Source organism: Streptomyces europaeiscabiei (assembly GCF_036346855.1).
GTDB classification, from domain to species: domain Bacteria; phylum Actinomycetota; class Actinomycetes; order Streptomycetales; family Streptomycetaceae; genus Streptomyces; species Streptomyces europaeiscabiei.
The window spans coordinates 8073346-8086655 of sequence record NZ_CP107841.1 but is presented as its reverse complement, the minus strand read 5'-3'; the positions used below and the strand labels follow the sequence as shown (position 1 = coordinate 8086655).

The window sequence follows — 13310 nt, the reverse complement described above, 5'->3', positions numbered from 1 at the left end:
CCTATTCTCCCGCTCCGCCGTGCAGGCTCCGCACCGGGTTGGCGGTGAGGTCCCGCACCGCGCGCAGGTCGCCGTGGATCTGGTCGACCGCGGCGGCGGCGCTCGCGACGCAGGCCGGGATGCCGACGCCGTCGTACGCCGCGCCACAGACCGCGAGGCCCGGCAGCTTGCCGAGGTGCTCGCGAAGCCGGGACACGCGCGCGTGGTGGCCGACCGGGTACTGGGGCAGGCCGGCGTCCCAGCGGGTGACGCGGGATTCGAGGGGCGTGGCGGACAGGCCCGTGGCCTCGCGCAGGTCGGTCCTCGACACGTCCACGAGGTGGGCGTCGTCGTGGTCCAGGATCGCCGTCTCGCCGTACCGGCCGACCGAGGTGCGCAGGACCAGCAGGTCCGGGTTCTCGTCGGCGATCCAGCCCCACTTCTGGGAGGAGAAGGTGGATGCCTTGATGGTGCGGCCCTCGACCGGCGGCACCAGGAAGCCGCTGCCCTCGGGGAGAGTGAGGTCGGCACGGCGGTAGGCGAGGGTGACCAGCGCCATCGAGGCGTACTCGACGCCCGACAGTTCGGCGGCGGCCTCGGGGGCCTCGGCGCGGAGGAGGCCGGCGGCGACCGGGGCGGGGGCGGCCACGACCACGGCGTCCGCGTGCAGGACACGGTCCCCGGTGCCCCCAGCGCCACCGGTGCCTGCGCTGACCACACGCCAGCCGCCGGAGGCCTCGCGGCGCAGCTCCGTGACAGGTGTCCGGGTGCGGATCTCGGCGCCGCGCTCCCGCACCGACTCGGCTACCGCGAGCGGCAGTTGCCCGATCCCGCCCTCGATGCCCATGAACACCGGGCCGGTCTGCTGTGCGGCGGCAGCGCGCTCCTGGATGCCCCGGACGGCCTCGGTGAGGGAGGTGTGGGCCAGGGCGGCCCGGAAGAGCTGCGGGACGGCCGAGCGCATCGAGATGCGGTACGCGTCGCCCGCGTAGACACCGCCGAGCAGGGGTTCCACCAGGCGGTCGACGACCTCGCGGCCGAGGCGGGCCGCCACGTACTCCCCCACCGCCACGTCGTCGCCGACCTCGGTGCGCGGCAGATCGGCGTCGCGCTCGATGCGGGCCAGGCCCTCGTCGGACAGGACCCCGGAGAGGGCGGACGCGGTGCCTGGCACGCCCATCACGTGGCCCTTGGGCATGGGCCGCAGGGCGCCCCGGGTCCAGAGGGAGGCGGAGGCGGAAGCGGGCGGCTGGAGCCGGTCGGCGAGGCCCACCTCGCGGGCGAGGGCGACCGCCTCGGGGCGGCGGGCCAGCATCGACTCGGCGCCGAGGTCGACGCGGGCGCCCGCGATCTCGCCGGGCAGCAGCTTGCCGCCGACCCGGTCCGAGGCCTCCAGGACGGTCACTCTCGCGCCACGGTCCAGCAGCTTGTGCGCGGCGGCCAGCCCCGCGATCCCGGCCCCGATGACGACGACATGCCCGGCGTCGCGCCCGACGTCCGTCCGTGATCCGCTCATGACTCCACCCTCTCAGATGTCACTGACAGTCATGCCGCGGGTCCGCCATCGGCCCACGGGGGGTGCGTGGCCTCACCGAGTCCCGACCGTGACCGCTTCGGGACCGGTTCCCTCCAACGTTCCGGGCCCCTCCGGCGTCGAAGGAGCATCAGCAAGGCGGGCAAGCCCCGCCTGTCACGACCTTCGGGGGGTACGCCGCAATGGCCGAAACACACGTACGACGTTCCCGGCGGCCCGCAGGGGCCCTGGCGGCCCTGTTCCTCGCCGCCGCCCTGGCACTCACCGGCTGCAGCGCCGACAGGGGGGCCGACGCCATGAGCGGCGCGGCGGACGACGCCGCCCAGAGCAAGGTCGACGAGAACGCGGCCGAGCGGCAGGGCGCGCTCGACGGCGAGAGCGCCGACGGCGGTTACACGGACAAGGGCAAGGCCGCCGACGCTCCGACCCAGATCGCGCCGAACCACATCATCCGCACCGCCACCCTGACCGTGCGGGTCAAGGACGTGCCGAAGGCCCTGGACGAGGCCCGCACCACCGTGGAGAACGCGGGCGGGTTCATCGGGAACGAGTCCACGACCCGTGACGGCAAGGACCGCGAACGCACCCGGGTCGTCCTGCGCGTGCCCACCGAGAAGTACGACGAGGTCCTCACCGAACTGGAGGGCACCGGCAAGCTGATCGAGCGCAAGACGAAGGCCGAGGACGTCACCGACCAGGTCGTCGACGTGGAGAGCCGGATCAAGACGCAGCGGGCGAGTGTGGCCCGTATCCGCGAGCTGATGGACCGGGCGACCAAGCTCAGTGACGTCGTCACCCTGGAGGGCGAGCTGAGCAGCCGTCAGGCGGACCTGGAGTCGCTGCTCGCCCAGCAGAAGTCCCTGAAGGACCGCACGAGCCTCGCCACCATCACGCTGTCCCTGTCCGAGACCGCGGTGAAGAAGGCCGCCAAGGACGACGACCCCGGCTTCGTGGACGCGCTGGCGGGCGGCTGGAACGCGTTCGTCGCCGTGTTCCGCTGGCTGGGCATGGCCCTCGCCGCGATCCTCCCCTTCGCGGTGGCCGCCGCGATCCTCCTGTTCCTGTGGTCCCGCTTCGTCCGCTCCCGCCGCCCCTCCGCGGCCACGGCCGCTGCGGGTACCGCCGGTTCGGGTACCGCCGGTTCGGGTACCGCCGGTTCGGCGCCGGCCGCCGCACCGGACGAGGAGGAGGAGCGGGACTGACAGCCGGTCCGACGGACGTCGACGAAGCGAAATGCCGGGCCCCCGTAGCGTGTTCCCATGAACATGAGCCGTATCGAGGAACGTTCGAGGGAACGCCTGGTGGTCGTCGGAGGCGACGCGGCGGGCATGTCCGCCGCGTCGCAGGCACGCCGGCTGCGGGGGGCCGGGGAGCTGGAGATCGTGGCGTTCGAGCGGGGCCACTTCACCTCCTTCTCGGCATGCGGCATCCCCTACTGGGTGGGCGGCGACGTCCCCGAACGGGACCGGCTCATCGCCCGCTCGCCCGAGGAGCACCGGGCCCGCGACATCGATCTGCGGATGCGTACGGAGGTCGTGGAGATCGACGTCGAGGGCGCCCGCGTGCGCGCGCGGGACCTCGACTCGGGCACCGAGTCCTGGACCTCGTACGACAAGCTCGTCATCGCGACCGGCGCCCGCCCGATCCGCCCCGACCTGCCCGGCGTCGACGCCCCCGGTGTGCACGGCGTGCAGACCCTGGACGACGGCCAGGCCCTCCTGGACACCCTGACCGCCACGGAGGGCCGCCGTGCCGTGGTCGTCGGCGCGGGCTACATCGGCGTCGAGATGGCCGAGGCGCTCATCAACCGGGGGTACGAGGTCACGGTCGTCAACCGGGGCAGGGAGCCCATGTCCACCCTCGATCCGGACATGGGCCGTCTGGTGCACAAGGCCATGGAAGGCCTGGGCATCACGATGGTCGACGACGCCGAGGTCACCGCTGTGCGCACCGGCGACGACGGCCGGGTCCGCGCGGTGGCCACGGAGGATGCCGAGTACCCGGCGGACGTGGTGGTCCTCGGCATCGGCGTACGCCCGGAGACGGAACTCGCGAAGGCGGCGGGGCTGCCCCTGGGCGACCACGGCGGCCTGCTGACCGACCTGGCCCTGCGGGTGAGGGGCCACGAGAACATCTGGGCCGGCGGCGACTGCGTCGAGGTTCTCGACCTGGTCTCCGGCCACCTGCGCCACATCCCGCTCGGCACCCACGCCAACAAGCACGGTCAGATCATCGGCGCCAACGTCGGCGGCGGCTACGCCACCTTCCCCGGCGTCGTCGGCACCGCCGTCAGCAAGGTCTGCGACCTGGAGATCGCCCGCACCGGCCTCCGGGAGAAGGACGCCGACCGCGCCGGCCTCCAGTACGTCGCCGTCACCATCGAGTCCACCAGCCGCGCCGGCTACTACCCGGGCGCCGCCCTCATGACGGTCAAGATGCTCGCCGAACGCCGCACCGGCCGTCTCCTCGGCGTCCAGATCGTCGGGCGGGAGGGCGCGGGAAAGCGCGTCGACATCGCGGCGGTGGCCCTGACCGCAGGCATGACGGTGGAACAGATGACCGCCCTGGACCTCGGCTACGCCCCGCCCTTCTCCCCGGTCTGGGACCCGATCCTGGTGGCGGCGAGAAAGGCGGTGGCGGCGGTGAGGTCGGGCGCCTCATGAGGTGAGCGCCTCATGACGGGGGCCGCGCCCCCGCGTTCAAAGGGGTGCGGGGAACTGCGCGACCAGCCACGACGCACCCGCGGTCGGCGCCGCACAGCACCCCCGACGGCGAGCCGCCGTCAGACAGCCGACGTACCGGTTATCCGGTCGATGGCCTGCCGAGCCTGTTCCGCCGGCGGCCGGGCCGGCAACGAGGACACGGAGGCGGAGGACGTCACCGCGGCCGGCGCGGTCGTCGGCGCCGCCGCCGGTTTCGCATGCGCGGCCGCCGGCCGAGCCGACCTCAGTCGATGACTGACCGCCTCGTCCAGCGTCACCGGCCGCTGCATCCGCGCAGCCAACCGCCCGGCCTCCTGGCCGAGCGCGGCCACGTCTTCCCAGGGCAGCCGCACCACCAGCGAAATCTCGGCCTCACCATCGGGGGTGGCGTGCATCGCCGGGGCAACTCGGTCGTTCATCGCCTGTTCCTCACGTAGATCCGCGGTTGAGGAGTCATACGCACCACCCGCCCCGCACGTTCACCGACTCCGTCGCCGAGGCCCGCACCGACACCGGGCGCGCTGATTCCGCCCCCGTATCCAGGGCACAAGTCCGGTGTGGTCATCCCCGTCCATGACGTGAACCCCGCGGGCCGCACGCCCTACGTGACCTACGCCCTCATCGCGGCGAACGTCTTCGTCTTCGTCTTCATGCCGGGTCTCGCCGGTTCCGTGCCGGGCGACAGCGAGGCGGCCCGGCTGTGTCACACCCAGGCGTTCCTGGAGCAGTACGCGGCGATACCGCGGGAGCTGATCCGTCATCAGCTGCCGCAGCTGGTGCCCACCGGCGAACTCGCCCGGTCGGGCGGCTGTGCCCTGGGCCCGCCGGGCTACGACAAGTCGCCCGCGCTGTCCGTGCTCACCGCGCTGTTCCTGCACAGCGGCTGGCTGCACCTGCTGGGCAACATGCTCTTCCTGCTGATCTTCGGCAACAACATCGAGGACCGGCTGGGCCACATACGGTTCGCCCTGTTCTACGGGGCCTGCGGCTACGCGGCGTCGTACGGCTACGCGGTCCTCAACGCCGACTCCGGCGACCCCCTGATCGGCGCGTCCGGGGCGATCGCCGGGGTCCTCGGCGCGTATCTCGTCCTCTACCCGAAGGCCAGGGTCTGGGTCCTCGTCCCGTTCCTGGTCTTCCTGCCCCTGAGACTGCCCGCCTGGCTGGTGCTGGGCTCCTGGTTCGTGCTCCAGGCCGTCGACTCGTCCCGCGAGTCCGTCTCCGGCATCGGCACGGTGGCGTACGCGGCCCACCTCGTCGGCTTCGTCGCCGGCATGCTCCTCGCCTGGCCCCTGCGCCCGGGCACCCCACCCCCACCCGAGCCACGCGGCCTGCTGTTCGGCAGACGGGCGCGGCCCGGCTGGTGAACCCGGGGCTCGACTCTGCCTAGCGCACGGTCTGCGTGTGGACGTACTCCACGAGCCGGGTCAGGGCGTCCGGGTCGGTGCTGGGCATGACGCCGTGGCCGAGGTTGAAGATGTGGCCCTCCAGGCCGGTGGCGCTGTCGAGGACCTCGCGGGTCTTGGCCTCGACGGCCTCCGTGCCGGCGAACAGGACGGTCGGGTCAAGGTTGCCCTGGAGCGCCTTGCCGGGGCCCACGCGACGGGCCGCCTCGTCGAGCGGGACACGCCAGTCGACGCCGACGACGTCAGCGCCGGCCTCGCCCATGAGGCCCAGCAGCTCGCCGGTGCCGACGCCGAAGTGGATGCGCGGGACGCCGTACGACTCGACGGCCCGGAAGACCTTCGCGGAGGCGGGCAGCACCGAGCGGCGGTAGTCCACCGGGGAGAGGGCGCCGGCCCAGGAGTCGAAGAGCTGGACGGCGGAGGCGCCCGCCTCGATCTGCACCTTGAGGAACGCGGACGTGATCCCGGCGAGGCGGTCGAGCAGGTCGGCCCACAGCTCGGGGTCGCCGTACATCATCGCCTTGGCGTTCTCGTACGTGCGGGACGGGCCGCCCTCGACGAGGTAGCTGGCGAGGGTGAAGGGGGCGCCGGCGAAGCCGATGAGGGGTGTCTCGCCCAGCTCGGCGGTGAGCAGCCTGATGGCCTCGGTGACGTAGGAGACGTCCTCGGGGGTCAGGTCGCGGAGCTGGGCCAGGTCGGCGCGGCTGCGGATCGGCTTCTCGACGACCGGGCCGACGCCGGGCTTGATGTCGAGGTCGATACCGATGGCCTTGAGCGGGACGACGATGTCGCTGAAGTAGATCGCCGCGTCCACGTGGTGCCTGCGCACCGGCTGGAGCGTGATCTCCGTGACCAGCTCGGGCCGCATGCACGACTCCAGCATCCCGATGCCCTCGCGCACCTTCAGGTACTCGGGGAGCGAGCGCCCGGCCTGTCGCATGAACCACACCGGTGTGTGCGGCACGGGCTCACGCCTGCACGCCTTCAGGAAGGCGGAGTTGTACGTGGCGGTCGGCTGGTGGCCCGAGGGGCTGGCGTTGGCACTCACGAAGCAAAGTCTCGCACGCCCGCTTGACAGCGAGGGTCCGGGCTGTGGACAACCCGGACCCTCGCATTTCCGGCCACCGGTTCCGGCCGTCGGCGCGGCCTCCGTTCGCTGAGCGCGATCCGACAGTGACCCAGCGCACGGGTGTCTTGCCCTGCGCCGAGGCCCGGTTCCCCTTAATGTTCCGGCATGGCTGCGGCTCAGGGACGACTGTCGGACGGCGCTGGCGGGATGGACGACGCGAAAGAGGGGGAGCGCGATGCGATGGAGACGGCACCGTTGCCGTTCCGCTCCGCCGTCGAAGCGCTGAGGGTCACACGGCTGCGGCCGGAGATCGAGATCGAGTCGACCAAACCGCCCCAGCGGCTCGCCCCGTACGCGTACGCCCTGGAGGCCGCGGTCGTCGAGGGCGACGAGGACCTGGCCGACGGCCGCCTCGTCCTGCTGCACGACCCCGCGGGGCACGACGCCTGGCAGGGCACCTTCCGGCTGGTGACCCTGGTCCGGGCGGAGCTGGAGCCCGAGATGGCGGCGGACCCCCTGCTGCCGGAGGTCTGCTGGTCGTGGCTGACCGGCGCGCTGCAGTCCCGGGGACTGTCGTACGGCGAGCCCAGCGGGACCGTGACGCGGGCGAGTTCGCACTACTTCGGCGGGCTGGCGACGCGGCCGGCCGCGTCGCAGATCGAGATCCGGGCGTCGTGGACCCCGCGCGAGGTTCTGGGCGGCGTACCCGACACCGCCGCGCATCTCGCCGCGTGGTGCGACCTGCTCGCCCAGATCGCGGGACTGCCTCCGTCGGTCGACCCCGGGGACGCGGCGGTGGTGACGCTGCCGCAGCGGCGGGGGCCGCAGTCCCGCTGAGAACCCCGCAGAACCAAGGACCGTACGCCGTGGGGCGTGCGGTCCTTTTCCGTGCGCGTCGCCACGCCGATCAAAACCATCACTTTGTCGATACGGCCACTTTCGGCCTCGTATCGACGTGAAGCGACACCGTTCGGTCTTCGAATGATCGAAGATGTGTCCGAATTGCACGGATTGTTACTCACTAAATCGTGATCATTCTCTAAAGGAGCAGAGGTTTGATGCCGAAGACCTCTGTGACCTTGAAAGCACGGTTCGTCCCGGCTTCGACCCCACGAGCCGGCGAGCCCGCCCCCGTCCCGTACCCCGGAGGCCTGGTGTCCGTTCTCCTCGAGCAGCCCGCAAGCCTGGTCGCCTACCGTCCGAACAAGCCGACCGCGATGGTGGTGGTCGCCGATCCACGGGTCAGGTCCACCGTCACCCGGCATCTGTGGGCCCTCGGGGTCCGCGATGTCATCGAGGCCTCGTCCATCGCCGAGGCCCGGCCCCGTGTCGGCAACCCGCGTGACATCTGCGTCGCAGACGTCCACCTGCCGGACGGTTCCGGCCTGACCCTCCTCTCCGAGACCCGCGCGGCGGGGTGGCCCAACGGCCTCGCCCTCTCCGCCGCCGACGACATCGGTGCCGTACGCAACGCCCTCGCGGGCGGCGTGAAGGGATACGTCGTCACCGGCACCCGCACCAACATCGGGCTGCCCTCCCGCCCTGGTGCCGCCCCCATCGGCTCCGCCGCCCGTATGCACCGCCGCCCCCCGGGAGCCCCGAGCCACCCGGGCGGCTACCGGGAGCTGTCGGGCCGCGAGGTCGAGGTGCTGCGCCTGGTCGCGGAGGGACAGTCGAACAAGGCGATCGGCGTCTCCATGGGCCTGTCCGCGCTCACGGTCAAGAGCCACTTGGCCCGAATCGCGCGCAAGCTCGGCACCGGCGACCGCGCCGGCATGGTGGCGGTGGCCCTGCGCACCGGGATCATCCACTGACGCCAAGGACACCGAGAGAGGAAGAGGCCGGGATCGTTCATTGATGTCCGGCCTATCCCGGTTCGCCGGGAACATTCACTGACACGTGTGACACGTGACTGGTTTACGCCCCTGGATGGCCCGTCGGCGGAACGTTCCGTCGGCGGGCCATGTCCATACACAGATACCCTTGACAGGTGACCGACGCCCAAGAGACCGCAGCAGACAGGACCCTGCGAACCACCGGAGGCGCCCCTCCGGACGACGGCGGATCTTCTGAAGCGGGGGCGCCGATCCCTCTACTGGAGCCGCGGGACGGCATTCCGGCCGTGATCGCCGACGAGTCCGCGCTCGCCGCGGTGATCGCCGCCTTCGCCGCCGGCTCCGGCCCCGTCGCCGTGGACGCCGAACGCGCGTCCGGCTACCGCTACGGCCAGCGGGCCTATCTGGTGCAGCTGCGCCGCGAGGGCGCGGGCACCGCGCTCATCGACCCCGTCGCCTGCCCCGACCTCTCCGGCCTCGGCGAGGCGCTCTCCGGCGTGGAGTGGGTGCTCCACGCCGCGACCCAGGATCTGCCCTGTCTGCGCGAGATAGACATGGTCCCGACCCGGATCTTCGACACCGAGCTGGCCGGCCGGCTCGCCGGGTTCCCCCGAGTCGGCCTCGGCGCGATGGTCGAGGGTGTTCTCGGCTACGTCCTCGAGAAGGGCCACTCCGCGGTCGACTGGTCCACGCGCCCGCTGCCCGAGCCGTGGCTGCGGTACGCCGCGCTCGACGTGGAGCTCCTCGTGGACCTGCGGGACGCCCTGGAGAAGGAGCTGGACCGGCAGGGGAAGCTGGAGTGGGCGCGGCAGGAGTTCGACGCGATCGCCTCCGCGCCGCCCGCCGAGCCCCGCAAGGATCCCTGGCGGCGTACGTCCGGGATGCACAAGGTGCGGCGCCGGCGGCAGATGGCGGTCGTCCGGGAGATGTGGGAGGCGCGGGACCGGATCGCGCAGCGGCGGGACGTGTCGCCGGGCAAGGTGCTGAGCGACGCGGCGATCGTCGAGGCGTCCCTGGCCCTGCCGGCCGACGCGACTGCGCTGGCCGCGTTGAACGGGTACGGGCATCGGATGGGGCGGCGGCAGCTGGAACAGTGGCAGGCCGCCGTGGACCGGGCGAGGGCGCTGCCGGACTCGGCGCTGCCGGCGCACGGGCAGCCCGTGACCGGGCCGCCCCCGCCGAAGGCCTGGGCCGACAAGGATCCGGCGGCTGCCGCGCGCCTGTCCGCGGCTCGGGCCGGGGTGAGCGCGCTCGCCGAACAGATCAACATGCCCCAGGAGAACCTGATCACCCCGGACACGGTTCGACGGCTGTGCTGGGAGCCGCCGAAGGCCCTGGACGCGGAATCCGTCAGTACGGCGCTGGCGGGGTACGGGGCGCGGGCATGGCAGGTGGAACTGGTGACCCCCGTGTTGGTGGGGGCGATGTCCGCGGTGGTCAAGGCCAAGGAGGCCTGAGCGCCGTAGCGGTGTCCGTGCCCGGGCGGGCACGGGTGCGTCATGGTTGATCGCGCAGTTCCCCGCGCCCCTGAGAAGCCTGCCGTACCCGGCGGTTACTTCGTCGCGCCCCGCATGAAGCCGTTGTAGATGAACCTCTGCAGGGCCAGGAAGGCGATCAGCGTCGGCAGGATCACCAGCACCGCTCCCGCCGAGATCGTTTCCCAGTGGGCGCCGAAGGGGCCCTTGAAGCGGAACAAGGACGTGGAGATCACGCCCAGGTCGTCGGAGGGCATGTAGAGGAAGGGGATGTAGAAGTCGTTGTAGACGGTGATCCCCTTGACGATGACGACCGTGGCGATGGCGGGTTTCAGGAGCGGGAAGATGATCTTCCGGTAGATCGTGAAGGCGTTGGCGCCGTCCAGGCGGGCCGACTCGTCCAGGGAGATCGGGATCGATCGCACGAACTGCAGGAAGATGTAGATCGAGACGATGTCGGTGCCCATGTAGAGGGCGATCGGGGCCCAGAGGGTGTCGAACATGCCGAAGCTGTCGACGATCTGGAAGGTCGCGACCTGGGTGGTGACGCCGGGGACGAGGGTCGCGACCAGGAAGAGGGCGACGACCAGTTTCCGGAAGCGGAAGGTGAAGCGGTCGATCGCGTAGGCCGCCATCGAGCCGATGAGGACCGTACCGGAGACGGCGAAGAAGAGGATGAACGCCGTGTTGCCGAAGGCGGTGAGCATCTCGCCGTCGCGGAAGGCCGTCGCGTAGTTCCCGAGGTTCAGGAAGCTGTCGGGCATCGTGAGGGCGCCGCTGTCGTCCGCCATCTGCCGCTCCGTCTTGAGCGAGGTCAGCAGGACCACCACGAGCGGCAGCAGGACCACGACCGAAGCGCCGACCAGGGAGAGATAGGTGAGCGTACGGGCTGCTCGCCTGCGCGCCACCGGGGCTGAGGTCGTCACCGTCGTCATACGAGGTCCACCCTGTCGTCGGGGACCAGTCGGCGTTGCAGCCACGTCACCGCCAGGATGATCAGCAGCAGGACGACCGCGGCGGCGGACGCGAGGCCCGTCTTGTTGAACTGGAAGGCGAGCTTGACCGTCTGGATCACGAAGGTCTCGGTGCCGGTGGCGCCGCCCGTCATGATGTACGGGATCTCGAAGACCGACAGGGAACCGGAGATCGAGAGGATCACGCTCAGGCTCAGGACCGGGCGGATACCGGGCGCGATGATGTACCGGAACTGGTGCCAGCGGTTGGCCCCGTCGAGTTCGGCGGCCTCGTACAGCTCCCCCGGGATCGACTGGATCGCGCCGAGGAAGAGCACGAAGTTCAGGCCCATGTAGCGCCAGACGGAGACGCTCGCGAGGGAGACGTTCGCGGACGTCGAGGTGGAGAGCCAGGCGCGGTCGGACTCGTGGCCGAAGAGCGCCAGGACCGAGTCGAGGGTGCCGCCGTCCTGGAAGAAGTAGAGGAAGACGAAGCCGATCGCGACGCCGTTGATCAGGTACGGGAAGAAGAGAAGGCCCTTGAAGAGGTTCCGGAAGCGGATGTTGAAGCTCAGGACCGTCGCGAAGTAGAGGGCGACCACGATCTGCACGGCCGACGCGGCCAGGTAGTAGCCGCTGACGAAGAACACCTGGAACAGCTCGGGACGCGTGAAGATCTCGACGTAGTTGTCGGCGCCGATGTAGCTCAGTTCGGGGCTGACACCGTCCCAGTCGGTGAAGCTGTACGCCAGCATGTTGGCGACCGGGGCGTACGTGAAGGCGATCAGCAGGGCCAGCGGGGCGGCCAGGAAGAGCCAGGGGGTGAGCTTCCGCCACAGGCGCACCTTGCGTGGGGCGCGCCGGGGCGTGGGGGCCGGCGGCGCGGCCGTCGAGGGCCGCGCCACCTTCTTCACCGCGTGCGAGGGGTGCGTCGTACGCGTGTGGGGCATCAGGAACCCACGGTCTTCTGAGCCTCGGTCCAGCGCTTGCCGAGGTCGGCGAGGAAGTCGTCGACGTCACCGTCCTTGGCGCCGCGGGCGAGGTCGATCAGCTCCTGGCGGTAGGCGGGGCCGTAGATTCCGACCTCGGAGGCGCTGTCGATGTCCTTGACCGTGCCGCCCGCGGTGTCGTCGAGTTCGATCAGTTCGACGCCCTGCTCCTCGTACGGCTTGAGCACCTCGGGCAGCGGGGCGTCCTTGAGTGTCGAGATCGAGAGGTTGTCCGCCGCGTAGCCCGACTTGTCGGTGAACCAGTCGATCCAGGCGCGGGCCGCCTCCTTGTGCTCGGAGTGGATGTTGACGGCCTGGTTGTAGTCGGGGTTGGCGGTCGCGCAGGCCTTGCCGTCGACCCGGGCGGGGAACGGCATGAAGCCGATGTCGTCGGGGTCGGCTCCGGCCTTCTCGGCCGCCTGCCGGAACTGGGTGACCGCCCAGCTGCCGAGCCACGCCGTGGCGATCTCGCCCTTCGCCAACCGGGGCTTGGAGTTCTCCCAGTTCGTGGTGGCCGGGTCCTTCTCGATCAGGCCCTGGTCCACGATGTCGTACAACAGCCGGTCGCCCACGCGCAGTTCGCCGTCCTCGCCCCAGGGGTTGCCCTCGGCGAGCGCGGTGGTGGCCCCGGTGTCGCAGCTGACCGAGCCGTTGATGTACGTCCACTGGGTCAGCGGCCACTGGGCGGCGAAGTTGGTGTAGTACGGGACGGCGTCGGTCCTGGACTTGATGGCCTTCAGCGCGGTGAGGAACTCCGCCGGGGTGGTGGGCCAGTCGGTGACGCCGGCCTCGGCCCAGATCCTCTTGTTGTAGAGGAAGCCGGGGGTCGCGCCCATGGGGCTCTGGCCGTAGACCTTGCCGTCGACCGCGGTGAAGCCGGTGAAGCGGTACTTCTCGCTCAGCTCCTTCTGGGTGCCCAGGGAAGCGAAGAACTTGGGGTAGTCGTTCTTCTGGATGACGGCCGGGATCATGAGGACGTCGCCGTAGTTCTCCGTGTTCATACGGATCTTGACTTCGGCCTCGTAGTCGGTGATCCCGTCGAACTTGACCTTCACCTTCGGATAGGTCTTGTTGAACGCGTCGGCGTACTTCTTCATCGTGCCGTCCTGCACGATGTCCGTCCGGTGGGTGAGGACCGTGATGGTCCCGGAGACCTTTGACGGATCGTCAGCCGCTCCGGCGTCGGCCCCTTTCGAACTTCCTCCGCTGCCGGTGCAGCCCGACGCGAGCAGCGCGGCCGCCAGCAGTGTTCCGGTGAGCGTCTTCCGATGGTTCATGTGCACCAGCTCCGTTCGGGACGGACGAGCACGAGTGGGTTGGCTGGTTCGGCACTCTGACAGCCGTTTACTGAACCGGTAAAGTCCCAAT

At 70.8% G+C, this 13310-nt stretch carries 12 protein-coding genes; 6 read left to right on the top strand and 6 right to left on the bottom strand.

What is annotated here, in order from left to right; all coding sequences use genetic code 11:
- Position 1: 1 nt before the first annotated feature.
- Entirely contained in the window at positions 2–1495 is a 1494-nt protein-coding gene (gene hemG / locus OG858_RS35215) for a protoporphyrinogen oxidase (RefSeq protein ID WP_319064433.1), read from the bottom strand.
- A gap of 200 nt (positions 1496–1695) precedes the next feature.
- Here hemG and OG858_RS35210 point away from each other — a divergent pair, with 200 nt between their 5' ends.
- Both OG858_RS35210 and OG858_RS35205 read left to right on the top strand, forming a co-directional pair.
- Complete coding sequence (locus tag OG858_RS35210) at positions 1696–2715, top strand: DUF4349 domain-containing protein (RefSeq protein WP_319064432.1); 1020 nt, start codon at positions 1696–1698, stop codon at positions 2713–2715.
- A 57-nt stretch (positions 2716–2772) separates the two neighbouring features.
- Positions 2773–4176, top strand: a complete 1404-nt coding sequence (locus OG858_RS35205) for an FAD-dependent oxidoreductase (RefSeq protein WP_319064431.1) — start codon at positions 2773–2775, stop codon at positions 4174–4176.
- A 119-nt stretch (positions 4177–4295) separates the two neighbouring features.
- Here the strand turns inward: OG858_RS35205 and OG858_RS35200 are convergent, their stop codons facing one another.
- Positions 4296–4634, bottom strand: coding sequence for a hypothetical protein (locus tag OG858_RS35200; RefSeq protein WP_037700545.1), 339 nt, complete (start codon positions 4632–4634; stop codon positions 4296–4298).
- Positions 4635–4772: 138 nt separating this feature from the next.
- Between OG858_RS35200 and OG858_RS35195 the strand changes: the two genes are divergently transcribed.
- Positions 4773–5582: a rhomboid family intramembrane serine protease gene (locus OG858_RS35195; RefSeq protein ID WP_086754058.1), complete on the top strand. Its 810-nt coding sequence runs from the start codon at positions 4773–4775 to the stop codon at positions 5580–5582.
- 19 nt (positions 5583–5601) lie between these two features.
- On the opposite strand, the gene hemE is transcribed toward OG858_RS35195, so the two are convergent.
- Entirely contained in the window at positions 5602–6669 is a 1068-nt protein-coding gene (gene hemE, locus OG858_RS35190) for a uroporphyrinogen decarboxylase (protein WP_086754060.1), read from the bottom strand.
- A 186-nt stretch (positions 6670–6855) separates the two neighbouring features.
- On the opposite strand from hemE, the gene OG858_RS35185 reads away from it, so the two are divergent.
- From OG858_RS35185 to OG858_RS35175, 3 genes are all read left to right on the top strand, one after another.
- A complete protein-coding gene (locus tag OG858_RS35185; protein ID WP_319064429.1) occupies positions 6856–7527 on the top strand; it encodes a DUF3000 domain-containing protein in 672 nt (223 codons plus the stop codon).
- Positions 7528–7844: 317 nt separating this feature from the next.
- Positions 7845–8504 carry a helix-turn-helix transcriptional regulator gene (locus tag OG858_RS35180; RefSeq protein ID WP_037701061.1) on the top strand — a complete coding sequence of 220 codons (660 nt, stop codon included), beginning with the start codon at positions 7845–7847 and terminating at the stop codon, positions 8502–8504.
- A gap of 176 nt (positions 8505–8680) precedes the next feature.
- Entirely contained in the window at positions 8681–9982 is a 1302-nt protein-coding gene (locus OG858_RS35175) for a ribonuclease D (protein ID WP_319263823.1), read from the top strand.
- A 95-nt stretch (positions 9983–10077) separates the two neighbouring features.
- Here OG858_RS35175 and OG858_RS35170 read toward each other — a convergent pair whose 3' ends face one another.
- From OG858_RS35170 to OG858_RS35160, 3 genes are read right to left on the bottom strand one after another with little or no spacing between them, the layout of a single operon-like run.
- Positions 10078–10935, bottom strand: a complete 858-nt coding sequence (locus tag OG858_RS35170) for a carbohydrate ABC transporter permease (protein ID WP_086746847.1) — start codon at positions 10933–10935, stop codon at positions 10078–10080.
- Positions 10932–11903 (bottom strand): carbohydrate ABC transporter permease, encoded by a 972-nt coding sequence (locus tag OG858_RS35165; protein ID WP_319263827.1) that lies wholly within the window; start codon positions 11901–11903, stop codon positions 10932–10934. Before OG858_RS35165 ends, OG858_RS35170 begins: the two co-directional genes overlap by 4 nt.
- Positions 11903–13219: an ABC transporter substrate-binding protein gene (locus OG858_RS35160; protein ID WP_086746849.1), complete on the bottom strand. Its 1317-nt coding sequence runs from the start codon at positions 13217–13219 to the stop codon at positions 11903–11905. Before OG858_RS35160 ends, OG858_RS35165 begins: the two co-directional genes overlap by 1 nt.
- Between the last annotated feature and the right edge of the window lie 91 nt (positions 13220–13310).

What these genes read in the sequence shown, in the direction of transcription:
- hemG (WP_319064433.1), bottom strand. Translation starts at nt 1,495, where the DNA reads ATGAGCGGATCACGGACGGACGTCGGGCGCGACGCCGGGCATGTCGTC.
- OG858_RS35210 (WP_319064432.1), top strand. Translation starts at nt 1,696, where the DNA reads ATGGCCGAAACACACGTACGACGTTCCCGGCGGCCCGCAGGGGCCCTG.
- OG858_RS35205 (WP_319064431.1), top strand. Translation starts at nt 2,773, where the DNA reads ATGAACATGAGCCGTATCGAGGAACGTTCGAGGGAACGCCTGGTGGTC.
- OG858_RS35200 (WP_037700545.1), bottom strand. Translation starts at nt 4,634, where the DNA reads ATGAACGACCGAGTTGCCCCGGCGATGCACGCCACCCCCGATGGTGAG.
- OG858_RS35185 (WP_319064429.1), top strand. Translation starts at nt 6,856, where the DNA reads ATGGCTGCGGCTCAGGGACGACTGTCGGACGGCGCTGGCGGGATGGAC.
- OG858_RS35170 (WP_086746847.1), bottom strand. Translation starts at nt 10,935, where the DNA reads ATGACGACGGTGACGACCTCAGCCCCGGTGGCGCGCAGGCGAGCAGCC.
- OG858_RS35165 (WP_319263827.1), bottom strand. Translation starts at nt 11,903, where the DNA reads ATGCCCCACACGCGTACGACGCACCCCTCGCACGCGGTGAAGAAGGTG.
- OG858_RS35160 (WP_086746849.1), bottom strand. Translation starts at nt 13,219, where the DNA reads ATGAACCATCGGAAGACGCTCACCGGAACACTGCTGGCGGCCGCGCTG.